Raw genomic sequence first — 23,305 nt, 5'->3', positions numbered from 1 at the left:
AGGGAGGTTTACCGATCAGAGCCCAGGAATTTGCCAAAGCTTTACGTAGATTCGGACAATTCCACCGTGTTGTTCCCAAGAATCAGAAAATGTCTGTGTTAATTACGCGGATGTGATTCTGCGAATTCAAAACGGACAAATAGGATCACCGGGTGATCATACGGCCGGGCCCGGCCCCTTCCGGATGCGGTGAGGTGTCCGAATCCTGGCCGGGCGTCGCGGGTTCGGGGCGTCGCGGGTGTGTGACGGGGTGACCTCCGCGCGTCGGTGGGGTGCGGCCGCGTGGTCGGGAAGCGGATGCGTCGCGGGGGTCGGGTGCATCGCGGGGCTCCAGCGCGGCGGGGCGGCGGCCGACGGGCATGACGGGAATGCGAGAACGGGCCGGAGCCGAAGCTCCGACCCGTCGTCGGTGGCGCCGTCATGACGCCGGTGGTCGGGGTGACAGGATTTGAACCTGCGACCTCCTCGTCCCGAACGAGGCGCGCTACCAAGCTGCGCCACACCCCGGTGGTGCCCACCGAAGCGGTGCACCGAGGAGCAACTTTAGCAGGGGTTCGGAGTGCTCAGGACCCCTGTCCGGGTCGCGGAGCACGCAAAGTGAGCAAGGTCGCCTCGGGCGGCGTGAACAGGCGGTAGTCGGAGTAGGGGCTCGCCCCCAGTCCGGCGCTCACATGCAGGGGCACGCCCTGCCAGTCCGAGAGTCCTCGTGCCTGCTGTCGGGGGAGGTCGCAGTTGGTCACCAGCGCACCGACGCCGGGCACGCGGAGCTGTCCGCCATGGGTGTGGCCCGCCAGGATCAGATCGGCCCCGTCCGCCACGAAGCCGTCCAGCACGCGACGGTAGGGCGCATGGGCGACCCCGAGGTGCAGCACGTTGCCGTGCTCGGGAGCAGGAGGCGCGGGATCGGCCGCGGGAGGGATCTCGTCGCGGTCCAGGTGCGGGTCGTCGACCCCGACGAGTCGGATCTCCAGCCCGCCCAGCTCGATGCTCGCCCGGGCGTTGGTGAGGTCCTTCCAGCCGTGCTCCGACAGACGGCGTGCGAGCTCCTGGGTGGGCAGGTCCGGCTCGGTGCGCTCGGTGAGGCCCTCCGGGCGCGCGTCGGGCAGCAGGTACCGGGCCGGGTTCTTCGGCGCCGGCTCGTACATGTCGTTCGACCCCATCACGAAGGCGCCCGGACGGCGCAGCAGGGGGTCCAGGGCCTGGGCGAGCACCGGGACCGAGGCGGCCGAGGCGATGTTGTCCCCGGTGTCGATGACCAGGTGCGGGCGCAGCGCGGCGAGGTACTCGAGGAAGGCGAGCTTGCGGTGCTGCTGGGGCATCAGGTGGATGTCGCTGATGTGCAGCAGGCGGCGGGTGCGCGCGCCCGGAGGCAGGATGCGCAGTTCGGTCTCCCGCAGGGTGTAGCGGTGGATCTCGACGTGCCGGGACCAGACGTGCGCCGCCGCTCCGGCGCCCAGCCCTGCCAGGCCCGCGGCCGTCGAGGCCGCGAGGAGAGGGCGCACCTCAGCCCTTCCCGGAGGACTGGCGGATGACCACGGTCTCGTCCTCGGGCAACTTGGTCCCCGCTCCCGGGTCGGTGCCGATCACGTACCACTTGCCGACCGAGTCCGAGGGCTCGTTGCGGATCTCGTAGGAGTACCCCGCCGCCTCGAGCGACGCCTTGGCCTGGGACAGCACCATGCCGGACACGTCCGGCACCGTCCCCTTCTGCACGGCCTCGTTCGCGGCGCTGTCCTTCTTGTTCTCGGGCTTCGCGGGGAAGGGCTCGCGGGGCATGCCCTCGCTCGCCTTGGTCATGAACTCCTGCCAGGTGGGCAGGGAGACCGTGTTGCCCCAGACGCGACCGCTGCGGAGCATCTTCCCGTCGACCTCGAAGCCGCCGGGGCGGATGTTGCCGTTGGGGTGGCCGAACCACACGGCGGTGGACATCTGACGGGTGAAGCCGACGTACCAGGTGTGGAACTGCGATCCGGAGGTGCCGGTCTTGCCGCCCGCGGGATGGCCGGGGATGACCTTGCCCTTGCCGGTGGCCTCGGGGTCCTCGAGGTCCTGCTGGAGGGTCCAGGCCATCTTGTCGGCGATGTCCTTCTCGACCGCCTGGTGGCAGTCGGCGCCGGTGGTCTCCATCTCCTCGCCGTTGCGGTCGATGACCGCGGTGATGGCCTGCGGGGTGCAGTAGGTGCCCCCGGCGGCCCAGGTCGCGTAGGCGCCCGCCATGTCGAGGGCGGAGATGCGCACCTCTCCGAGGACCACCACGGCGGGGGCCAGCTCGGTGCCGTAGACGTCGGCGATGTCGTTGTTCCAGGTCGCCGGATCATAAGGATTGTGGGTCGCCGGCACCACGCCGATCTCGCGGGCGCCCTCGGCGATCTTGCACAGGTCCAGCTGGCGGGCCATGTTCGCGTACGCGGTGTTGATGGAGTACTTCGTGCCGTTCAGGACGCTCTCCATGGGGGAGATCGGCACCGAGACGGCGTTGTCGGGGTTGTACCCGGGTTCCTCGTACCAGCGTCCACGGCGGAGGCACTGGGCCGGGAAGGTCTTCATCGGCTCACGGCTGGTGCTGACCTTGTCGTAGATGCTGCGGCCGCTCTTGAGCCACTGCTGGAGCACGTACGGCTTGAAGGTCGAGCCGACGGGGAAGCCGCTGCTGCCTCCCAGGGCCTGGGGCACGTTGTAGTTGATCGCCGTCTCGCCGGGCTCGACCTCGGCGTGGGGGTTGAACTCCCGGTTCTCCGCCATCACCAGGATGTTGCCGGAGCCCGGCTCGACGGTCACGATCGAGTGCCCGAATCCGCTCTCGGAGTCGCCGGGCACCTTGCGCTGGAGGATGTCGGTGGCGGTCTTCTGCTTCTCCGGGTCCAGCGTGGTCTTGATCGTCAGCCCCCCGCCGTACAGCAGCTCGCGCCGCTCCTCGTAGGTGGGGGCGAACTCCGGATCGTTCAGCAGGGACCGCGTGACGAAGTCGCAGAAGAAGCCGTTCGCGCCGGCAGAGGTGCACCCGGCCCGGACGTTCTGGATGGTGAGCATGTCCTCGACCGGCTGCTCGGTGTACTTGTCGTACTCCTCCTGGGTGATGAAGTCCTGGCCCAGCATGTCCCGCAGGACCTCGTTGCGGCGCTGCTCGCCCGCCTCCGGATGGGAGACGGGGTCGTACTGGTTCGGACCGTTGGTGATGCCGGCCAGCAGGGCGGCCTCGCCGGGGTTGAGCTCCGAGGCGTGCTTGGAGAAGTAATGGCGCGCCCCGGTCTCTACGCCGTACTGCGAGGGCCCGAACTGGGCGACGTTGAGGTAGGCGTTGAGGATCTCGTCCTTGCTCCACTGCTTCTCGAGGGAGATCGCCAGCTTCGCCTCGCGCAGCTTGCGACCGTAGGACTGCTCGGTCGCCTCGAGCTGGGCCTCCTTGTCGTTGCGCTGGACCGCGTCCATCAGCAGCGCGTTCTTCACGTACTGCTGGGTCAGGGTCGAGCCGCCCTGGGTGGCACCGCCGGCGGCGTTGGACGCGAAGGCGCGCAGCATGCCCTTGGGGTCGATGCCGCCGTGCTCGTAGAAGCGGCGGTCCTCGACGGCGATCACCGCGTTCTGGACGTGCGGGGAGATCTCCTCCAGCGGCACCATGATCCGGTTCTCCGTGTAGAACGTCGCCAGCAGGGATCCGTCGGCCGCCTCGATCCGGCTCGCCTCGTTCAGCGGCTCGACCTCGAGCTCCGAGGGGTAGGACTCGAACAGCGCCACGCCGTCCTTGGCGACGGCCGAGGAGGCCGAGACCGCCGGTAGGAAGAAGGCCGCCAGGAGCACGCCGGCCAGGGCGGAGACGGCGAGCATCCCCAGCATCAGGTACAAGGACTGCGCCAGGGCGACGGGGAGGGAGCGTCCGGAAGCGGAGCTGGACGTAGTGCGGGCCATGGTCCAACAGTACGGCGGGCGGGTGCGCGAGACCACGAGGCGGGGCGGGCGTGGACGAATCTTCACGAACCCGATGCGGGGATGTGACCGGACGCGACATGGGCCGACCAGCGGATGTGTCGCTCCTCGCCCAATATCACGGAAAGGTCTCGGGCGCCCGAGAATTTGGCACTGTGGCGAGCATCTCCTTACAGTGGTCGCAGAAATCGGGTCAACGAAGATCTGGAAAGAGGTTGCATATGACCATCGGGGCCACTCCCATCACCGCGGACTCGAGCTGGGCCGCACGCGGAGCCTGCGTGAGCATGGATCCGGACGGGTTCTTCGTCCAGGGCGCGGAGCAGCACGCGGTCAAGGCCACCTGCGGAGCATGTCCGGTGAGGACCGAATGCCTCGCCGACGCCCTGGACAATCGGGTCGACTTCGGCGTGTGGGGCGGGATGACCGAACGAGAACGCCGACGGCTGCTGCGCCGGAACCCCGATGTCACCGACTGGTCCACCGTGCTGCGCCGCGCCTCGCAGGAGGCCGTCGGCAGCTGATCGGACGGGACCTCCGGGGCCGCCCAGGAGCGGGGCGGGCCGGTAGGCTCGCCCCATGAGCACAGTCACCCGCTGGGAGTACCTGACCGTTCCGCTGCTGATCCATGCGACCAAGCAGATCCTCGACAACTACGGCGAGGAGGGCTGGGAGCTGGTCCAGGTCGTGCCGGGGCCCAATCCCGAGAACCTGGTCGCCTATCTCAAGCGTCCCCGCACCGAGGGCTGATCCGATGGTCACCACCGGTCAGGAGCCCGGAGCGCGGGTCCGCACGCGGCTGGCGGAGCTGGGGCTGAGCCTTCCCGCCGTGGCCGCGCCGGTCGCTGCGTACGTGCCTGCCGTCGCCACGGGGGACCACGTCCACACCTCCGGCCAGCTCCCCTTCGTCGACGGCGCGCTGCCGGCGACCGGGAAGGTCGGCGCCGAGGTCACCACGGAGCGCGCCGCCGAGCTCGCTGCGATCAGCTGCCTCAACGCCCTCGCGGCGATCGAGGACCTGGTCGGCGACCTCGATCGTGTGGTGCGCGTCGTCAAGCTCACCGGCTTCGTCGCCTCCGATCCCGCATTCACCGCGCAGCCGACGGTGATCAACGGGGCCAGCGAACTGCTCGGCGAGGTCTTCGGCGACGCAGGGCGACATGCCCGCAGCGCCGTCGGCGTCGCGGTGCTCCCGCTGGACGCGCCCGTCGAGCTGGAGCTGGTGGTCGAGCTGGACGGCCCGGCCGTTCCCGCCACCCCTCCGGCCCGCTGAGCCGTGTCCGAGAGCACCCCGCCGCGCGACCCCGAGGCGCCCGCGGTCGAGCTGATCGCGGTCCGGGCGGACAACGCCGGGCCGATGACGTTGACCGGCACGCGCAGCTACGTGCTGCGTGACGGCGACGAGGTCTGGGTCGTCGACCCGGGCCCGAAGGACCCCGAGCATCTTGCGGAGCTGCTGGTGGCCTGCGGCGACGGGTCGCGACCGCGGGGCGTGCTGGTCACCCACCGCCACCTCGACCACAGCGCGGGAGCGGCGACCCTGGCCCGCCAGCTCGCCGCCCGCGGCGGGGTCGAGGTCCCGCTGTGGGCCGCGGACCCCGGTTCCCTGCCCGGGTCCCGTCCGCTGCCCTCGACCCTCGAGGGGGACCACGGGGTGGTCGGTCACGTGATCCATCTGCCCGGCCACACCGCCGACTCCGTCGGGGTGCTGGTGGACGGCGGACGTCTGCTCAGCGGGGACACCCTGCTGGGCGGCTCCTCCACGGTGATCGTGCCCGAGGACGGCGGCACGATCGCCGAGCACCTCCAGTCCCTCGCGATCCTGCGGGCGATGGCCCAGGACGGGAGGATCGGCTCCATCCATCCCGGGCACGGAACGCCGTACGAGAACCCGCTGGAGGCCCTCGAGGCGATCGACGCGGCGATCGAGCACCGTCACGAGCGCATCGAGCAGGTGCGACGGGCCCGGACGGCGGGCGTGCTCACCCTCGAGCGGCTGCTGCGGGCGGTCTACGGCCCCGACCTGCCCGAGAACCTGCAGAAGGCCGCGCGCTGGAACCTCCGCGCCACCCTCGAGCACCTCGCCGACGGGCACTGACGGAGACGAGCGCTGACGGAGACGAGCCGCATGCGGGCCGGAGTCCGCGTCGGGCCAGGCAGGGCCCCACCGAGCAGGAACGCCGTTGCGCGCTGTGCTTCCGTATTTGGAAGCACAGCGCGCAACGGCGTGTGGGGGCGGCGCGATCGACGGCTCGATCGGGGCCCCGTCGGATCAGCGGGCGCGGCGGCGCAGGCGCTCCACGTCCGAGATCAGGACCGCGCGGGCCTCGAGCCGGATCCAGCCGCGCGAGGCGAAGTCCGCGAGCGCCTTGTTCACGGTCTCGCGGGAGGCGCCGACCAGCTGGGCCAGCTCCTCCTGGGTGAGGCCGTGGGCGACCATCACGCCGTCGTCGGTCTGGCGACCGAAGCGCTGGGCGAGGTCCAGGACGTTCTTGGCCACACGACCGGGCACGTCGGCGAAGACCAGATCGGCGAGCGATTCGTTGGTCTTGCGCAGACGCCGTGCGAGCGAGGCGAGCAGGTGTCGACCGACCTCGGGACGCTGGGCGAGGACCCGGTACAGGTCCTGCTGCGAGAGCGAGTAGAGCGTCGACTCGGCGACCACGGTGGCGGTCGCATTGCGCGGTGCCGGGTCGAACAGCGACAGCTCGCCGAGCGTCTCGCCCGGGCCGAGCACGGCCAGCAGGTTCTCCCGGCCGTCGCCCGAGGCGTGACCGACCTTGACCTTGCCCGATCCGATGATGAAGAGCCGATCGCCCGGATCGCCCTCGCGGAAGATGATGGCGCTGCGGTGGTAGTCCTCCTGCTTCATCGACGCCAGCACGGCCTGCTTGCCGTCCTCGTCGAGCGCAGCGAACAGCGGCGATGACCGTACGATGTTCTCGTCCACGGAACCTCCTGATGGTGGGGTCCCGAATACCGGGACCGTGCTGTGCTATCCATGGTGACCGACGCCACGAACTGCGGTGGCCACTGTCACATGATGGGGAAACACTATCGCGCCGACGCCATCGGGGTCCGCCACCGCCGCCACGAGGAGCACATCGAATGCCGCCGTCGACCTCCCGAGGAGCCGTCGAGGACCCTCTTCTCGGCCCCGCGGATGCCGGTCGGGTCGCCTCCTCCCTGGCTGCGGAGTATCCCGGCGCGCGCACCGAGCTCGACCATCGAGACGCCTTCGAACTGCTGGTCGCGACGGTGCTGTCGGCCCAGACCACCGATGTGCGGGTCAATCAGGTCACCCCTGATCTGTTCGCCGACTGGCCGGATGCGGCCGCGCTCGCCGGCGCCGAGGAGGCCGCTGTGACCGACGTGGTCCGACCGCTCGGAATGGGGCCCACCCGGGCGCGTCGGATCATCGGACTGGCCCGTGGCCTGGTGATCGACCACGGCGGCGAGGTCCCCGACGACCAGGCGGCGCTCGAGGCGCTGCCCGGGGTGGGGCGCAAGACGGCCCATGTCCTGCGCGGTGCCTGGTTCGGCCACTCCCTGCTCGCCGTGGACACCCACGTCGGCCGCCTCGCCCGGCGCCTGGGCTGGACCGCGAGCACGGATCCGCGGGCCGTGGAGGAGGACGTGATCGCCCGCGTCGACGCCGACGGCAGGGGCGGGTCCGCCGAGGACCTGACGCTCCTCGGTCTGCGTCTGATCCTGCACGGCCGCCGGGTGTGCACCGCTCGCACCCCGCGCTGCGGGGACTGCGTGCTGGCCGACGTGTGCCCGAGCGCGGGAACGGCATGAGCGAGCCCTGGCCCGCGACCGGCGCCCTTCCGGACTTCCTCGCCCCGCTCGCCGAGCGTGCCCGACGCGGCGAAGTGCTGCTGCGGCGCGACCCCGATCCTCGAGATCCCGCCGACGGTTCGGGAGCGGTGCGCCGCAGCGCCGTGCTGCTGCTGGTCACCGGGACCAGTCTGGAGGAGGCGCACGTGGTGCTGGAGGAGCGCGGACACGCGATGCGCTCCCAGCCCGGCCAGTTCTCCCTGCCCGGCGGCGGCTTCGATCCCGGCGACCGCGACGACGTGCACACCGCCCTCCGGGAGGCCGAGGAGGAGACCGGTCTGGATCCCCGTCACGTCCAGGTCGCGGGTGCTTTCGCCCCGATCCCGATGCCGTGGCGCGTCCAACGGGTGACCCCGGTGCTGGGGTGGGCCCCCGGCCCGCTGCCGCTGGGGGTGCAGGACCCGATCGAGGTGGAGAGGGTGGTCTGGGCGCCGCTGGTCGGGCCCGGGTCGCTGACGGATCCGGCGCACCGCCGACGAGGTCTGCTGCGCGGACAGGGCGTGGGGCCCGTGTTCGAGCTGCCCGAGGACGCGTTCGTCTGGGGGTTCACCGCCATGATCCTCGAGCAGCTGCTGGTGGGTCTGGGACTGGACCCGGTCCCGTCCGGTTCCCCGACCCGGGAGATCCCGCCCGAGCGCCGCCGCTGAGGGGCGACGCGGTGCCGACGACGAGCTGCTGCGGCGCGGACGACGGGTTGCTGCGGAGCGGCCGACGGGCTGTCGCGGCGCGGATGACGGGTTGCTGCGGTGCGGCCGACGGGCTGGCGCGGCGGTCGTCCCGGCGTCGAGACCCGGACCGCCGGTGGCCGCGGTCACGAACGAGAAATCCGCTCGCCACGCTGTCGGTTCCGCACGATAGACTCCATCGTTGCCGGACGGACTCCGGCACCCCGCGGAGCATGCGACCCGTCGGACCCACAGCGGGTCCATGAGCTCCCGGGCCCTGACCCAGCGGACCGCCATCAGCAGACAAGGAATGGGATCCACGTGCCACGCGGCAAGGTGAAGTTCTACGACGCCGAGAAGGGCTTCGGCTTCATCCTCGATGACGAGGATGGTCAGAGCGTGTACGTGCACGCCTCGAACCTGCCCGAGGAGGTCACGACGCTGCGCCCCGGCGCCCGCGTCGACTTCGACATGGTCGACGGCCGCCGCGGCCCCCAGGTGCTCTCCCTGCGCCTGATGGAGCCCGCCCCGACCGTCAGCCGCGCTCGCCGGGCGAAGCCCGACGAGATGGCGGATATGGTCGAGGACCTGATCCGTCTGCTGGACGACGCCTCCAACGGGCTCCGCCAGGGCCGCTACCCCGATCGCGGGCACTCGCAGAAGATCTCCACCGTGCTCCGTGCCGTCGCCGACAATTTCGAGGCCTGAACATATGACGCAGCCGACCACCGCCCCCCGCCGCCCCCGTACCACCCGGCCCAAGCTGGATGCGGTGGCGGCCGACGCCGTCGAGCTCGCCCGCGAGGCGCTGCTCGAGGTCACCGAGCCCGGCCAGGTCGGCGACCACCAGCGCGTCGAGGTCAGCGGGGAACGGCTGGTCACGCATGTCTTCGAGTGCACCATGCCCGGGTATCGCGGCTGGTCCTGGGTCGTGGTCCTCGCGCGCGCACCTCGGGCGAAGGCCCCGACCGTCGCCGAGACCGCCCTGCTGCCGGGAGAGGATGCGATCCTCGCGCCGGAGTGGGAGCCGTGGTCCGAGCGGCTGAAGCCCGAGGACATCGGGAACGACGATCTGTTGCCGTACCACGAGCAGGACGCCCGCCTCGAGCAGGGCTACGAGGCCACCGGTGACGAGGACGCCGACCGCGTCGCACTGTGGGAGCTCGGCCTGGGACGTCCCCGAGTGCTCTCCCCGCTGGGGCGCGCCGAAGCCGCCGAGCGCTGGATGGAGGGCGATTTCGGCCCTCGCCAGATCTCCGGCCGCGGCCGCAAGGGCACCGTGTCGGCCAGCTGTTCCAGCTGCGGCTTCCTCTCGAAGCTCTCCGGCTCCCTGCGCGGCGAGTTCGGCGTGTGCACCAACGAGTGGTCCCCGGCCGACGGTCGGGTCGTCCACCTCGGCTTCGGTTGCGGGGCGCACTCCGAGACCGGCCAGCAGGACGACGACCGCGAGATCTCGCGGGGTGCCGGCGTGGTGGTCGATGAGCTCGACGTCGAGATCCAGCCCAAGCCCGAGTCGGGCGAGCCCGCCGACGTGGTGACGCCCGCTGATGGTGCGATGGCCTCCGGGGGCGAGAACGGCTCCGACGGGGCGACGGCTGTCGACGCGGCGGACGCTGATGCACCGGCGGAGACGGTCGCCGAGGTTCCCGAGGCGGACTCGCCGCAGGACGAGGTCCCAGCCCAGGTGTCCGTGCCGGCCGCCGCTCCGACCGAGGCGGTGGGCGCACCGACCGAGGCGGTGGGCGTTCCGACCGAGGTGGCGGAGTCTCCGAGCGAGGCGGCTGGCGCACTGACCGAGGTGGCGGGCGCTTCGACCGAGGCGGTGGAGTCTCCGAGCACGACCCCTGAGCTGTCCGGTGAGATCACCGCCGAGATCCCCGAAGCGGACGCGTCCATGGATGCCGCCGCCCCCGAGGTCACCGGGACCGAGGGACAGCCTGCGGAGGGCGAGCCGGAGCCCGCCCAGGATGCGTCCGACGAGAGCCGGCCCGCCCCGGGAACGACCGACGACGGTACACCCGACGAGGCCCCAAGTCCCCAGGACGGTGAGGATTCGACGTCCCAGGCCGACGAGGACCCGGCTCCTCAGGACGGTGCGGACCCGACTCCCCAGCCCTGACGGGCGCTGACCGTCGCTCAGTTCACGCCATTGCGCGCTGTGCTTCCGTTTGTGGAAGCACAGCGCGCAATGGCGTGAGGGGTGGTGGGATCCTCAGGCGATGTGGCGATGTGGCGATGTGGCGATGTGGCGATGTGGCGATGTGGCGATGTGGCGATGTGGCGATGTGGCGATGTGGCGATGTGGCGATGTGGCGATGTGGCGATGTGGCGATGTGGCGACGGAGGACTCAGGTGACCGAGCGGTCGGTGCTCAGCTCCGGCGGGGGTGGTGAGGTGCCGTCGTTCAGCGCCGGCTCCTGCGCCGGCTTCAGCGCTGGTCGAGGGCGATGCGGGCCAGCAGTGCTTCGATGGCCAGCAGCGGCGGAACGTTCCCGCTGATGCGATTCCGGGCCTCCTGGACCGCCTCCAGCAGCTGCAGGGTGGTCGATCCGGAGCCATTCGCCGCGACCTGCTCGATCTCCCCGGCGACCTCGACGTTGACCAGCTCGCTGCCGGTGGCCAGCTGGCGACTCATCACATCGCGCAGCACCGAATGGACGTCGAGCAGGTAGCGGTCCAGCACATCGCGCACCAGACGCGTCTGACGCCGCTTGGCGTCCTCCTCGAGCTGGCGCACCTGGGAGCGCAGCGAGGGCGGGATCTTGCCGTCATCGATCCCCGCCGAGCGCAGGAAGCGCTCCTTCTCCTCGGTGGCGACGGTGTCGGCATGCGTCTTGGCCTCCGCCGTGGCACGGTCCACCAGCTCCTGCGCCGCCAGCACCGCCTGCCCGGCACCCCGCAGGGAGAGCAGCGTGCGGGCGGAGTCCTCGCGCGCCGCCAGGGCGCCCTCCTGCGTGGCGTACCGCAGCGCGAGGCCGATGTGGCCCTGGGAGGCGCGCGCCGCCCGCAGGGCGAGATCCTCCGGTACGCCGTCCCGACGGCGCAGCAGCTCCGCGACCACGTCCGAGGACGGAACCGAGAGCGTCACCTGCCGACAGCGCGACCGGATCGTCGGGGCGAGGTCCTCGGCCGACGGAGCGCACAGCATCCAGACGGTCGCCGGGGGCGGCTCCTCGATGGACTTCAGCAGCACGTTGAAGGTGCCGGCGCTCATGCGGTCGGCGTCCTCGACGATCATCACCCGGTGCGCTCCGGTGGCGGGGGCGCGCTGGGCGGTCATCACCAGGGCCCGCACCTCATCCTTGGCGATCGAGAGCTTGTCCGTCGCGACGACCGTGACGTCCGGGTGCGTGCCCGCCAGCACCGTCCGGCAGGCGTGGCACCGCCCGCAGCCCGAGCCGACCTCGCACTGCAGGGTGGCGGCGAAGGCGCGCGCCGCCGTGGAGCGCCCGGATCCGGGAGGCCCGGTGATCAGCCAGGCCTGGGCGAGCGACTCCGGTGACGAGGCGGCACGTCGGAACTGGGCGACCACGGCCTCCTGGCCGACGACATCGGCCCAGGCCCCGTCGCCGCCAGCAGCCTGCGCCGTCGGGTTGCTCGGAGCGCCGGGTGCGCCGGGCCCGCCCTGATCGGTCGTCGTCACAGCTCGTCCCGGTGCTTGGTCGGCGGGGCCGGCTCGAAGGTCGGGTCGAACAGGCCGAGCACCCCGGCGACGGCCTCGAGCACCTGGGCGTGCACCTGTTCGCGCGGCTGCGTGCCGTCGATGACGGCGAAGCGATCCGGGTCGGCGTCGGCGAGGTCCAGGAACTCCTGGCGCACCGCGGCGTGGAAGTCGCCTCCCGTGCTCTCGAGACGGTCCTGACCGGTCGCGCGGCGCTCCTGGAGCATCTCCGTCGGGACGTCCAGCAGGATCGTGCGGTGGGGGAGCAGGCCGCCGACCGCCCACAGCGAGAGCGAGCCGATCTCGTCGGGCTCCAGGGAGCGACCCGCCCCCTGATAGGCGATCGAGGAGTCGAGGTAGCGATCGCCGAGCACCAGGCCGCCGCGCGCCAGATGAGGTCGCACGAGCGTGGCGATGTGGTGCGCGCGGTCCGCGGCGTACAGCAGCGCCTCCGCGCGAGGATCGACGTGCTCGCCGTGCAGGAGGAGGTCGCGGACCGACCGGCCGAGCTCGGTGCCGCCGGGCTCGCGCGTGGTGAGGATGAGATCCTCGGCGACGGAGCGCTCGGTGACCAGGTGGTCGTGGAGCATCTGCATCTGGGTGGACTTGCCGGCCCCGTCCCCGCCCTCGAAGGAGATGAACACCCCGCGCTTGGGCGGGTGCGGGGAGGGAATACGCAGCCCGCGTGAGGATTCCAGGATGGTCATGAGGGCTCCTCTGCGGGGTAGACCACGCCGAGCTCGGCGCGGACGGCATCCATCGTGTCCATCACGCTGAGCGTATCCGCCCAGTTCATCAGCGGCGACTCGAGATCTCCGGCGGTGATCCGACGGGCGGCCTCCGCGATCTCGTAGGCCATGCCGTCGCCCGGGTCCCCGACATGGCTGAACGACGCCGAGCGGCCGTCGAGCAGAGTGACCGTGAGGGTTCCGGGGGCGAAGAACGCCCCGGACAGACGGGCCGAGCCCGCCGTGCCGCTGACCACGGCCTCGGTGGGGGTGCGGGCGAGCAGGGTCGAGGAGAGCCGGGCCCGGCCTCCGCCCTCCCCGCGCCCGAGCAGGGCGAGGTACGCGTCCACGCCGGTGGCCGTGAGGTCGCCCCGGACCGCCAGGTCGGTGAGGTCTCCCAGGACCATCTGGGCGAAGGAGAGCGGGTACACCCCCAGATCGAGCAGGGCGCCGCCGCCGAGCTCCGGGGCGTACATGCGGTGGGCGGGGTCCTCCGGGAAGGACTGGCCGTGGTCGGCGGCGACCTCGATCACGTCGCCGAGCAGACCGGAGGCGACCACCTGGCGCAGCACGTCGAACTGCGGCAGGAAGCGGGCCCACATCGCCTCCATGGCGAAGACGCCGCGCTCCCGGGCGACGTCCAGCAGGTCCCGGGCCTGGGTGCCGTTGAGGGTGAACGCCTTCTCGACCAGCACCGGGATGCCCGCCTCGAGCACCGGGCGGGCCAGCTCATGGTGCTGGGCGTGCGGGGAGGCGACATAGACGGCATCCAGGCCGCCGGCGGCGAGCATCTCCGTCACCGAGGAGAAAGCCTGCTCGATGCCGTGCTCCGCGGCGAAGGCCTCGGCCCGCTGCTGCGAGCGGGAGACCACGGAGACCACTCGGGAGGCGGTGGCCCGGTGCGCGGTCGCCGTGAACTGGTCGCCGATGTGGCCGGGGGAGATCACGCCCCAGCGCAGGCCCGGTGCCGTGGACGGCTCGGGGACGGTGGAGGCGGGCAGGGACAGCGCCGGCACGGCGGCATCGCCCGGGGGCTCGTCGGTCGAGTTCATGGGTCCAATCTACCCAGCGCCCCCGACACCGCGATGGTGTCGGGGGCGCTGTGGAGGAAGGTCAGCCGTCGGCTGAATCCGCGGAGTACATGGACCTATCCCTTGACTTCCGGCTGATCTCCTACCGCTCGCGCTCCGCATGACGAAGGACGTCGATCAACCCTTGACGGACCCTGCCGTCATGCCGCGGACCAGGAACCTCTGCAGGGAGAAGAACACGATCATCGGGATCACCATCGAGATGAAGGCGCCGGCGGTCAGGATCTCGGCACCCTGGCCCTGCGTGCCCAGCATCTGCTGCAGGTTCACGATGATCGTCTTGTTCTCCCCGCCGCCCAGGAACAGTTTGGCGATCAGCAGGTCGTTCCACACCCACAGGAACTGCAGCGTGGCGAAGGCGGCGATCGCCGGGGACGACATCGGTGCGACCAGACGCCAGAACGTCTGGAAGTGCGAGGCCCCGTCGATCTTCGCGCTCTCGACGACCGAGCCCGGCAGGGTGGTCATGTAGTTGCGCAGGATGTACACCGCCAGCGGCATGCCGAAGCCGGTGTGCAGCATCCATACCGCCAGGAACTGCCCGTTGATCCCCAGGCCGCGCGGGCCCAGCAGGTCCAGCATCGGCTGGAAGGAGACCTGGATCGGGACCACCATCAGCGCGACGATGATGATGAACAGCACGTCCTTGCCGGGGAAGTTGATGAACGTGAACGCGTACGCGGCGAAGGCCGCGAACATGATCGGCAGCACCGTCGCCGGCACCGCCACCACGACCGAGTTGATCAGCGAGCCGGTCACCGATGAATCGGTGAGCACCTGCGCGTAGTTGTCCCAGGTCCAGCCGCCTTCCCACAGGGCCGTCCACCAGCCGGTGGAGGCCGCCGCTTCGCGGTCGCGGAAGCTCGTCACCAGCAGACCGATCGTCGGGATCGTCCACAGCAGCGCCAACAGGGGCATTGCGATGGTGGCGACGGGGGAGCGCTTGCGCCCGTCCCTCATCGTCCCTCTCATCGTCCCTTTCGCCGTCGCGTTCATCGGTTCGCCTCCTGCTGCCTGAAGCTCTTGACCTGATAGATCAGGATCGGCACCACCAGGATCAGGAGCACGACCACGATGGCCGAGGCCTGCCCGGCCTGCTGATCGGTGAACAGCTTGCGGAAGAAGAGGTTCGCGATCACGTCGGAGTTGTACAGGCCGTTGGTGGTGACGTAGATGAGGTCGAAGACCTTCAGCACCAGGATCAGCACCGTGATCAGCACGGCGATGAGCGTGGGGCGCACCTGCGGGAACACGATCTGCCAGAAGACGCGGATCTCGCTGGCGCCGTCCATGCGCCCGGCCTCGACGGTGTCCTCGGGGACACCCTTGATCGCCGAGCTGATCAGCACCATCGCGAAGCCCGTCTGCAGCCAGATCAGGATCACCATCAGTGCCAGGGAGTTCAGCCGGGCGGTGTCGATCTGGTACCAGGGCTGAGGATCACCGCCGAGCGTCGTGACGATGGCATTGAGCAGGCCCGTCTGGGCCTCCCCGGGGGAGTTGTAGGCGTACACCAGCGCCCAGATCGTCGCCGCGCCGACGAAGCTGATCGCCATCGGCAGGAAGATCATCGACTTCGCCGCGTTCTCCCCGGCGGGGGAGAGCTTGTCGGCCAGCACCGCGACGGCGAGGCCGAAGGCGACCGTGACCACCGGGACGATGAGGATCCACAGGAAGTTGTTCAGCAGGGTGGACCAGAAGTGGCCGCTGGAGAAGATCGCCCGGTAGTTGTCCAGCCCCACCCAGGCGGTCGAATCGTCGTTCGCGAAGGAGTACACGATCGTCTGCACCGTCGGGTAGAGCAGGAAGATGCCGATCAGGCTGAACCCCGGCAGCAGGAATGCGTAGGGGATGAGCCCGGCGGAGAACCGCGCGGGGAAGCCCTCGATGCAGATGTTCAAAAAGAGGAAGAACACCACCGAGCCGCCGATGCCGAGGATCAGGCCCAGCAGGCCGATGAGGATCCCGGAGTTCGCGAACCACTGCGGGTAGTAGGCGAAGGCGAGGAACGCGTTGCACACGAACCAGGCGGTGACCGCCATGCCGACGGCTCCGACGAGCACGCGCGCGGGGCGCGCGGTGCCGTGCTTCTTCTCGTGGTCCTCCGCGGGAGGCGGAGCCTGCGGACCCTTGTGGGTCTGCGTCGCGGTGGTCACTTCGGCCACCCGTTCTCGATCTCGTCGCAGACCTCCTGAGAGGTCTTCGCGCCCTGCAGCCACTCGACCATGCCCTTCCAGAAGGACCCGGCGCCCACGGCCGTCGGCATCAGGTCCGAGCCGTCGTAGCGGAAGGCCGCCGCCTCCGAGGCGATCTCGGCGATCTGCCGGGTGATCTCGGAGGAGTACAGAGACTGGTCGAAGGTGCGGTGGGGGCTCAGCCAGCCGCCCGCCTCCGCCCATTCGCCGCCGAACTTGTCGGAGGTCAGGAACTCCATGACCTTCACCGTGTCGTCGTTGAGGGTGAACAGGGTGGCGAGGTCGCCGCCGCCCAGGATCGGCTGGCCGTCGAAGCCGCCCTCCCAGGTGGGCATGGCGTACACGCCGACCTCCTCGTCCATGTTCGCCTGGACGTCCTCGGGGAAGAAGCCGGTGACGAAGTTGCCCTGGCGCACGAGCATCGCCTTCGGCGGGTCGTCGAACAGCGGCAGCGGTGCCTCCGAGAAGGGGGTGCTGATGATGGCGTCGGTGCCGCCGAGCACGTTGCCCTCGGTCTTCAGCAGGTCTCCGACGAGATCGAAGACCTCCACGACCTCCTTCGCGTTGAAGGGCATGCGGTGCTTGACCCAGTCGTCGTAGACCACGGGACCGTGGACGCGGAGCATGAACTCCTCGATCCAATCCGTGCCCACCCAGCCGGTCGCCTGGTCGGCGCCCCAGCCGTCGGACCACGGCGTGATGCCGTCGGCCTTCATCTGGTCGGTGATCTGGTAGAGCTCCTGCATGGTGGCGGGCTCGTCGGCGTAGCCGCCCTCCTCGTACGCCTTCTTCGGGTACCAGATGAGCGACTTGCAGGCCATGCGCATCGGGGCGCCGTAGACGCGGCCCTGCAATCGGGCCGAATCCAGGAAGCCGGGGATCAGGGTCGAGTTCAGCTGGTCGTAGTCCAGGTACACGTCGATCGGGGTGATCGTCCCCTGTTCGGCGAGGTCGAACATGCCGCCGGGCTGCGGGAACAGGGCGATGTCCGGGGCGGCTCCCGCCCCCACGCGCTGCTGGACGGTGTTGGTGAAGTCGGAGTCCGGTGTGTACTCGATGGTGATGCCGGAATCGGCCTGGAAGTCCTCGAGCGAGGCCATGAAGGCGTCCCGCTCCTGGCCGCCGAAGGCGCCGAGGATGCTCACCGTGCCCGAGCCGGGAGTGTCCCCGGGGGTGTAGCGCTCGACCGTGCCACCACCGCCTCCGCCGGCCGGATCGGGGTTCTGCAGGCAACCGGACATCCCCAGGGCCGCGGTGGCGGCGGCCCCGGACATGACCGCACGCCGACTGAGACGTCGATTCATGATCACTCCTTCGTGAGTCAGAGGCGAGCTCCTGGTCACACTCTAGGCCGGTCGCGTCGGCGGGGAACGTCCGGGGCGACGCGGCTCGTCGTCGATGCCGCCTTGTGACCTGGCATGCGTGGATGCGACCGGAGTGGTCCAGTTCTCGAAGCATACGCGCATGCGACCGTTTTGTCCGAAACCGAGAAGGGGTGTGCGAGGCGGCCGGTGCGCTCGACACGAGGCATGGTGCGCGCCCGCGAGGACGTCGTCGGCGGCCGGGGGCCGGCGGATGGCGAGCGGCCGACAGGGGAGCGGCCGGGTGGCACGAGGACGGGGCATGGACCTGGTGGTCCGTGCCCCGTTCTCGTGGTCGGTGCGGCCCGTCAGGCGCCGACGCGACTCACTTCTTCGCGGTCGAGCTCTTCGACGCGGTCGAGCTCTTCGACGCGGTCGAGCTCTTCGTCGCGGTCGAGCTCTTCGAGCGCGTGGTGGTGCGCTTGGCGGGGGCCTTCTTCTTCGCCGGACCCTTCGCGCGCTTGTCCGCGAGCTTCTCGATCGCCACCTTCTCGGTGATCTCCTCGACGCTCTCCGTGGAGCGCAGCGAGACGTTCGTGGCGCCGTCGGTGATGTACGGGCCGAAGCGGCCGTCCTTGATCACGATCGGCTTCTCGCTGGTCGGGTCGGTGCCGAGCTCCTTCAGCGGCGGCTTGGCGGCGGCCCGCCCCCGCGTCTTGGGCTGGGCGTAGAGCTTCTCGGCCTCCTCCATCGTGATGGAGAAGATCTGGTCCTCGGTCTCCAGCGAGCGGGAGTCCGTGCCCTTCTTGAGGTACGGGCCGTAGCGGCCGTTCTGCGCCGTGACATCGGTGCCGTCCTCGGTGGTGCCGACCACGCGCGGCAGGCTCAGCAGCTTCAGAGCGTCCTCGAGGGTGACGGTGGCCAGGTCCATCGACGTCAGCAGCGAGCCGGTGCGCGGCTTGGGCTTCTTGGACTTCGGGGTCTTGTCGCCCTCGATCTCCGGCAGGACCTCGGTGACATAGGGACCGAAACGACCGTCCTTGGCGACGACCTCGTGCCCGGTCTCCGGATCGGTGCCCAGCACCCGCCCGTCGTCCTTGGCCCGCTCCAGCATCTCCTGGGCCTTGGCGACGGTCAGCTCGTCGGGGGCGACCTCGTCGGAGACCGAGGAGCGCTGCGGGGTCGCGCCCTCGATGAGCTCACCGTTCTCGTCGCGCGCCGCGCGTTCGACATAGGCGCCGTAGCGGCCCACGCGCAGCGTGATGCCCTCGCCGATCTCGATGCTGTTGATCGCCCGGGCGTCGATGTCGCCCAGGTCGTCGACCATGCGCTTGAGCCCGATGGGGCCGTTCTCGCCGTCCCCGCGGTAGAACTCCTCGAGGTACTCCTTGCGGCCCAGCTCGCCCTGGGCCATGCGGTCCAGCTGCTGCTCCATCTGGGCGGTGAAGTCGTAGTCGACGAACGCCCCGAAGTGCTCCTCCAGCAGGCGCACCACGGCGAAGGCGGTCCAGCTGGGCACCAGGGCGCTGCCCCGGCGCAGCACGTAGCCGCGATCCTGCACCGTCGCGACGGTGGAGGCGTAGGTCGAGGGACGGCCGATGCCGCGCTCCTCCAGCGCCCGCACCAGCGAGGCCTCGGTGTAGCGCGGGGGAGGTGTCGTGGTGTGGCCGTCGGGGGTCAGCTCGCGGGTGTCGAGCTGCTGGCCCTCCTCCATCTGCGGCAGGCGCTTGTCGCCGGAGTCGTCGTTGCCGTAGCGGCTGGCGTCGCGCCCCTCCTCGTAGGCGGCCAGGAAGCCGCGGAAGGTGATCACGGTGCCGGCGGCGCGGAAGGTCGCGGTGCGGCCGGACTGCTCGAGCGAGAGCTCGACGGTGGAGGTGGTGCCCTTGGCGTCGGCCATCTGCGAGGCGACGGTGCGCTTCCAGATCAGCTCGTAGAGGCGGAACTCGTCGCCCGAGAGCTGCCCGGCCACGTCGGCCGGGGTGCGGAAGCGGTCCCCGGCGGGGCGGATCGCCTCGTGCGCCTCCTGAGCGCTCTGGGACTTGGTCTGGTAGTAGCGCGGCTTGTCCGGCACGTACTGGGAGCCGTACAGCTCGGCGGCCTGGCCGCGGGAGGCCTTGATCGCTTCCCCGGAGAGCGTGACCGAATCGGTACGCATGTAGGTGATGTAGCCGTTCTCGTACAGCGACTGCGCCACTCGCATCGCCTGGCGGGCCCCCAGGCGCAGCTTGCGGGAGGCCTCCTGCTGCAGCGAGGAGGTGGTGAACGGTGCGGCCGGCCGGCGCGTGTACGGCTTGGACTCCAGCGCGGCGACCTCGGCCGGAGCGTCGGTCAGCGCTTCGACCAGGGTCTTCGTGGACTCCTCGGTCAGGACGGCGGCGGTCTTGGCTTTCGGCTTCAGCGTGCCGTCGTCGGCGAAGTCGGAGCCGGTGGCGACGCGGGAGCCGTCGACGGTGGAGATCTTCGCGCTGAACTGGCCGGTCTCGGCGGCGAAGGTGCCGGTCACGTCCCAGTAGTCGGCGGGGACGAAGGCCATCCGCTCCCGCTCGCGCTCGACCACGAGGCGCGTCGCGACCGACTGCACCCGGCCGGCCGACAGGGACGGCTTGATCTTGCGCCACAGCACGGGCGACAGCTCGAAGCCGACCAGTCGATCCAGGATCCGCCGCGTCTCCTGCGCGTCGACCAGGTGGGAGTCGATCTCGCGGGTGTTCTCCAGCGCCGCCTGGATCGCGTCCTTGGTGATCTCGTGGAAGACCATGCGCTTGACCGGCAGGGACTTCTTGGGCTTGAGGGTCTCCAGCAGGTGCCAGGCGATCGCCTCACCCTCGCGGTCCTCATCCGTGGCGAGGTAGAGGGTGTCGGCCTCCTTGAGGGCCTTCTTCAGGTCCGCGACGGTCTTCTTCTTGTCGGGGCTGACGATGTAGTACGGGTCGAAGCCGTCCTCGACGTCCACGCCGAACCGCCCGTAGGGACCCTTCTTCATATCCGCCGGCAGGTCACGGGGCACCGGGATGTCTCGGATATGTCCGACCGAAGCCTGGACGATGAAGTCGTCGCCCAGGTAGCGCCCGATCGTGCGGGCCTTCGCCGGGGACTCGACGATCACCAGATGCCGTCCGCCAGTCACGTTGATATGTCCTTCCTCGCCGCGTCGCGTCGCGGCCCGTCCGCCGTAGCTGAATGCCGTGGTCCGGGGTCCGCCGGGCTCGTCCGAGCGCTCGGCGATTGCTCACGGTACACGGTCGCCGGAGCGGCTCCTGTGTGAGATCGGCGTGCGCAGCACGAGCACCAATGCCATCCACGCGGTGGTGCCGCCACCGATCAGGGCGGCCATGGCGACGAAGGAACCCTGCTGCTGGGCGACGTCCTCGAGATCCAGCGGCAGCTGCAGGGAGGACAGCTGGAACCCGCCGTAGGCAAGCCCCGCCACCCCCGCCAGGCCGAGCAGCACGGCGACCACCGCGTCGGCCGGGGACATGCGCAGACGGCGCGGCCGTCCTCCGGAGGACTCTGCGCCGCCGCGGCGACGTCGTCCGTGCCCCGGAGGCGGCGTGGCCCGGCCGAGACGGTGGCGGGTGTGCAGCCCGTCGAGGAACAGGACCAGGAAGGTCCAGGCGGCGACGATCACGATCGCACCGATCACGTCGCTGGGCCGGTGCCAGCCCAGCACCAGGGTGCCGATGCCCGCCGCGGCGGTCCACACCGCGCCCAGCGGGGCCAGGACCACGCGCCCCCGGCCGGAGGCGAGCACCACGGCGATCGTGGCCGCCGCGGCCAGGGTGGTGTGCCCGGAGGGGAAGGAGTTCGGGGTGATGTCGATGCCCGGGCCCAGCGCCTCCCGGGAGACCACCAGGTGCTTGAGGATCTGGGTGGTGAGGTTCGCGCCGACCACCAGCAGACCCAGCGGGAGCAGCAGGGCCAGGCGTCGGCGCAGCAGCACCAGCACGACGGCGGCCGCGAGCAGCCCGGCCATCACCGGGAAGCTCACGGTCCCCACGGCGGTCGCCGCGTACTGGGCCAGGGTCCCCTCGTAGTCCTGAGCTCCCGAGAGGATCAGCTGGTCCAGCCGCTGCCCGCTCGCCATGCCGACCGCGGTGCGGGCCAGCAGCATGAGCAGGACGGCGCAGGCGGCCGCGGCCAGCAGGGACAGCAGCGGCCGGGCCGTCGCGCCGCGGGGGCGCAGTGACCGTGGGGCGGCTGGGTTCTCGAGGGAATCGTTCACAGGGTCACCATCGATGTGAGGACGAGGTCGCGCAGGATCGGCAGCACCTGCTCGAGGGCTTCGTCGGGGTCGGCATCGGTCAGGGCGCACACCGCGGCGACGACCTGGCCGACGGTGAGGGTGCCGTCCAGGGCGCCGACGGTCGCGGCCAGCATCTGATCGGCGCGGACCACGCGGGCGAGGCCCGCTCCCTGGACCAGCTCGATCAGCATCGGATCCCAGGCACCCGGCGTCAGATGGCGGCGCTCGACGACGTCCTCGGCGCGCACGAGGCGGCGCGTCGCGAGGGCCTCGTCGTCCAGGCCCGCGAGGACATCGAGCGCCGTGAGACCGGCGGCGAGATGGGCGGCCGGCGATCCCGTGCCGGTGCCGGTGGCGACCTCGGTGCGCAGCACGCCGCGGCGGGAGGCGGAGAGGCCCGGGTCGGGGCGGTGCAGCAGGAGGTAGCCGAAGCCGACGGCCTCGACGTCGCGGTCGGCGAAGTCCGCGAGCCAGGCGGACACCAGGGCGGACCAGCGCTGGTCGCGGTCTGTGACGCCGCCGTCGCGGACCCAGGTCTCCGCGTACTGCGCCGGATCCTCCTGATCGCGCTGGATCACCCAGGCGTCGACGCCGCCGGCCGCGGCGGGCTCGAGCCAGGACCGCGGGTGCTCGTCCCAGGCGGCGTCGGGGGAGATCTCCCAGTTGCCGAGCAGGACCGCGCGGCCGCCCGGCGCGAGATGCGCGGGCAGGGCGGTCAGCAGCTCGGCCAGCAGGGTGTCGCCGGCGCGGCCGCCGTCGCGGTAGGTCCACCTCGGGGTCGCGGTCCCGCTGCCGTCGGCCCCGGCCCCGTCGGCCCCGTCGGCCCCGTCGGCCCCGTGGCCTCCGTGGGGCCGGCCCCGCGGGGTGATGACGAAGGGCGGGTTGGAGATGATCAGGTCGAAGCTCTCCTCGCCCACCGGATCCAGCAGGGAACCCTGGCGCAGCTCGAGGTCGATCCCGTTCAGCGCGGCGTTGAAGGCGGCGAAGTCCAGCGCCCGGGCGGAGAGGTCCGTGGCGATCACGCGATCGGCGTGGCGGGAGGCGTGCATCGCCTGGATCCCGCCGCCGCAGCCCAGGTCCAGCACCGTCCCCACCTGCTCCCGCGGGGTGATCCGCGCCAGCGTCAGCGACGCGCCGCCAACGCCGAGGACGTGCTCGGGCCCCAGCGCACGGCCGGTCGCCAGCTCCGAGAGGTCCGAGGCGATCCACCAGGAGATCTCGCCCGCGTCGTCGCTCGCCGCATAGGGGGCCAGGTCGATCAGGGCGCGCAGCGGGGTGTCCGGATCGTCGGCGGCATGATCGTCCCGGCCGTACGGATCGGCCAGGGAGGCGGGCCCGAGCAGCCCCAGGTGCAGGGCCCCGTCGACCCCGAGGGTGGGCAGGGCCGCCTCCACCAGCGAGCGCGGCACCACGGCGCCCAGGGTGAACAGCCGCAGCAGCACCGCGGGGGGATCGAGCAGTGCAGCGGTCACGCGATCGGCCGGGACCGCGTTCTCGCGGGCCAGCGCAGCGGATGCGACGGGCCCCAGCAGGGCCTCGATCGCCGCGCTCGTGTACGGCGCGGCGAGCAGATCGGACCGCAGCGCGGAGATCAGCGCCGGCAGCGCCCTCGGGGGAACCGGTGGTGGGTCGGAGGACATGGCTACGATTGTGCCCC

20 protein-coding genes and 1 tRNA gene are annotated in these 23,305 nt (G+C 70.9%); 8 read left to right on the top strand and 13 right to left on the bottom strand.

Annotated elements, in window-relative coordinates; genetic code table 11:
* Positions 1-430 precede the first annotated feature (430 nt).
* From JOF44_RS08870 to JOF44_RS08860, 3 genes are all read right to left on the bottom strand, one after another.
* A tRNA-Pro gene (locus tag JOF44_RS08870) sits at positions 431-507 on the bottom strand.
* Between the two features lie 56 nt (positions 508-563).
* Positions 564-1,502, bottom strand: coding sequence for a metallophosphoesterase (locus JOF44_RS08865; RefSeq protein ID WP_209889898.1), 939 nt, complete (start codon positions 1,500-1,502; stop codon positions 564-566).
* Between the two features lies 1 nt (position 1,503).
* The gene (locus tag JOF44_RS08860; protein WP_209889895.1) at positions 1,504-3,906 is read right to left on the bottom strand and encodes a penicillin-binding protein; all 2,403 of its coding nucleotides are present in this window, start codon (positions 3,904-3,906) and stop codon (positions 1,504-1,506) included.
* Between the two features lie 239 nt (positions 3,907-4,145).
* On the opposite strand from JOF44_RS08860, the gene JOF44_RS08855 reads away from it, so the two are divergent.
* From JOF44_RS08855 to JOF44_RS08840, 4 genes are read left to right on the top strand one after another with little or no spacing between them, the layout of a single operon-like run.
* Entirely contained in the window at positions 4,146-4,448 is a 303-nt protein-coding gene (locus JOF44_RS08855; RefSeq protein ID WP_209889892.1) for a WhiB family transcriptional regulator, read from the top strand.
* Positions 4,449-4,503: 55 nt separating this feature from the next.
* Positions 4,504-4,674, top strand: coding sequence for a Sp36 family protein (gene sp36, locus JOF44_RS08850; RefSeq protein WP_209889889.1), 171 nt, complete (start codon positions 4,504-4,506; stop codon positions 4,672-4,674).
* Between the two features lie 4 nt (positions 4,675-4,678).
* The gene (locus tag JOF44_RS08845; protein WP_209889886.1) at positions 4,679-5,197 is read left to right on the top strand and encodes a RidA family protein; all 519 of its coding nucleotides are present in this window, start codon (positions 4,679-4,681) and stop codon (positions 5,195-5,197) included.
* Between the two features lie 3 nt (positions 5,198-5,200).
* Positions 5,201-6,022 (top strand): MBL fold metallo-hydrolase, encoded by an 822-nt coding sequence (locus JOF44_RS08840; RefSeq protein WP_342591725.1) that lies wholly within the window; start codon positions 5,201-5,203, stop codon positions 6,020-6,022.
* A gap of 174 nt (positions 6,023-6,196) precedes the next feature.
* On the opposite strand, the gene JOF44_RS08835 is transcribed toward JOF44_RS08840, so the two are convergent.
* Positions 6,197-6,874 (bottom strand): Crp/Fnr family transcriptional regulator, encoded by a 678-nt coding sequence (locus JOF44_RS08835; protein WP_076808401.1) that lies wholly within the window; start codon positions 6,872-6,874, stop codon positions 6,197-6,199.
* A gap of 158 nt (positions 6,875-7,032) precedes the next feature.
* Between JOF44_RS08835 and JOF44_RS08830 the strand changes: the two genes are divergently transcribed.
* From JOF44_RS08830 to JOF44_RS21130, 4 genes are all read left to right on the top strand, one after another.
* Positions 7,033-7,725 (top strand): endonuclease III domain-containing protein, encoded by a 693-nt coding sequence (locus tag JOF44_RS08830; RefSeq protein ID WP_209889883.1) that lies wholly within the window; start codon positions 7,033-7,035, stop codon positions 7,723-7,725.
* A complete protein-coding gene (locus tag JOF44_RS08825) occupies positions 7,722-8,411 on the top strand; it encodes an NUDIX hydrolase (protein ID WP_209889880.1) in 690 nt (229 codons plus the stop codon). Before JOF44_RS08830 ends, JOF44_RS08825 begins: the two co-directional genes overlap by 4 nt.
* 339 nt (positions 8,412-8,750) lie before the next feature.
* On the top strand, positions 8,751-9,137 hold the full coding sequence (locus JOF44_RS08820) for a cold-shock protein (RefSeq protein WP_209889877.1): 387 nt from the start codon (positions 8,751-8,753) through the stop codon (positions 9,135-9,137).
* A 4-nt stretch (positions 9,138-9,141) separates the two neighbouring features.
* Complete coding sequence (locus tag JOF44_RS21130; protein ID WP_342591723.1) at positions 9,142-10,548, top strand: DUF3027 domain-containing protein; 1,407 nt, start codon at positions 9,142-9,144, stop codon at positions 10,546-10,548.
* Positions 10,549-10,857: 309 nt separating this feature from the next.
* Here JOF44_RS21130 and JOF44_RS08810 read toward each other — a convergent pair whose 3' ends face one another.
* The 9 genes from JOF44_RS08810 to JOF44_RS08770 form a co-directional block, all read right to left on the bottom strand.
* The gene (locus tag JOF44_RS08810) at positions 10,858-12,072 is read right to left on the bottom strand and encodes a DNA polymerase III subunit delta' (protein WP_209889874.1); all 1,215 of its coding nucleotides are present in this window, start codon (positions 12,070-12,072) and stop codon (positions 10,858-10,860) included.
* Positions 12,069-12,797 (bottom strand): dTMP kinase, encoded by a 729-nt coding sequence (gene tmk, locus JOF44_RS08805; protein ID WP_209889871.1) that lies wholly within the window; start codon positions 12,795-12,797, stop codon positions 12,069-12,071. Before tmk ends, JOF44_RS08810 begins: the two co-directional genes overlap by 4 nt.
* Positions 12,794-13,870, bottom strand: a complete 1,077-nt coding sequence (locus JOF44_RS08800; protein WP_209889868.1) for a Gfo/Idh/MocA family protein — start codon at positions 13,868-13,870, stop codon at positions 12,794-12,796. The genes tmk and JOF44_RS08800 overlap by 4 nt, the downstream gene beginning before the upstream one ends.
* Before the next feature lie 156 nt (positions 13,871-14,026).
* Positions 14,027-14,869, bottom strand: a complete 843-nt coding sequence (locus JOF44_RS08795; RefSeq protein ID WP_245348899.1) for a carbohydrate ABC transporter permease — start codon at positions 14,867-14,869, stop codon at positions 14,027-14,029.
* 32 nt (positions 14,870-14,901) lie between these two features.
* Positions 14,902-16,074, bottom strand: a complete 1,173-nt coding sequence (locus tag JOF44_RS08790; protein WP_342591722.1) for a carbohydrate ABC transporter permease — start codon at positions 16,072-16,074, stop codon at positions 14,902-14,904.
* A complete protein-coding gene (locus JOF44_RS08785; RefSeq protein ID WP_209889865.1) occupies positions 16,062-17,408 on the bottom strand; it encodes an ABC transporter substrate-binding protein in 1,347 nt (448 codons plus the stop codon). Before JOF44_RS08785 ends, JOF44_RS08790 begins: the two co-directional genes overlap by 13 nt.
* Before the next feature lie 382 nt (positions 17,409-17,790).
* Positions 17,791-20,532 (bottom strand): type I DNA topoisomerase, encoded by a 2,742-nt coding sequence (topA, locus tag JOF44_RS08780; protein WP_209889862.1) that lies wholly within the window; start codon positions 20,530-20,532, stop codon positions 17,791-17,793.
* A gap of 102 nt (positions 20,533-20,634) precedes the next feature.
* The gene (locus JOF44_RS08775; RefSeq protein ID WP_342591721.1) at positions 20,635-21,627 is read right to left on the bottom strand and encodes a phosphatase PAP2 family protein; all 993 of its coding nucleotides are present in this window, start codon (positions 21,625-21,627) and stop codon (positions 20,635-20,637) included.
* Complete coding sequence (locus tag JOF44_RS08770) at positions 21,624-23,288, bottom strand: DUF7059 domain-containing protein (RefSeq protein ID WP_209889859.1); 1,665 nt, start codon at positions 23,286-23,288, stop codon at positions 21,624-21,626. Before JOF44_RS08770 ends, JOF44_RS08775 begins: the two co-directional genes overlap by 4 nt.
* Between the last annotated feature and the right edge of the window lie 17 nt (positions 23,289-23,305).

Origin of the sequence: Brachybacterium fresconis (assembly GCF_017876515.1) — a bacterium.
Taxonomy (GTDB): Bacteria; Actinomycetota; Actinomycetes; order Actinomycetales; family Dermabacteraceae; genus Brachybacterium; species Brachybacterium fresconis.
Note: the sequence above shows the minus strand (reverse complement) of the source record. Positions and strands in the feature narration are given on the sequence as shown.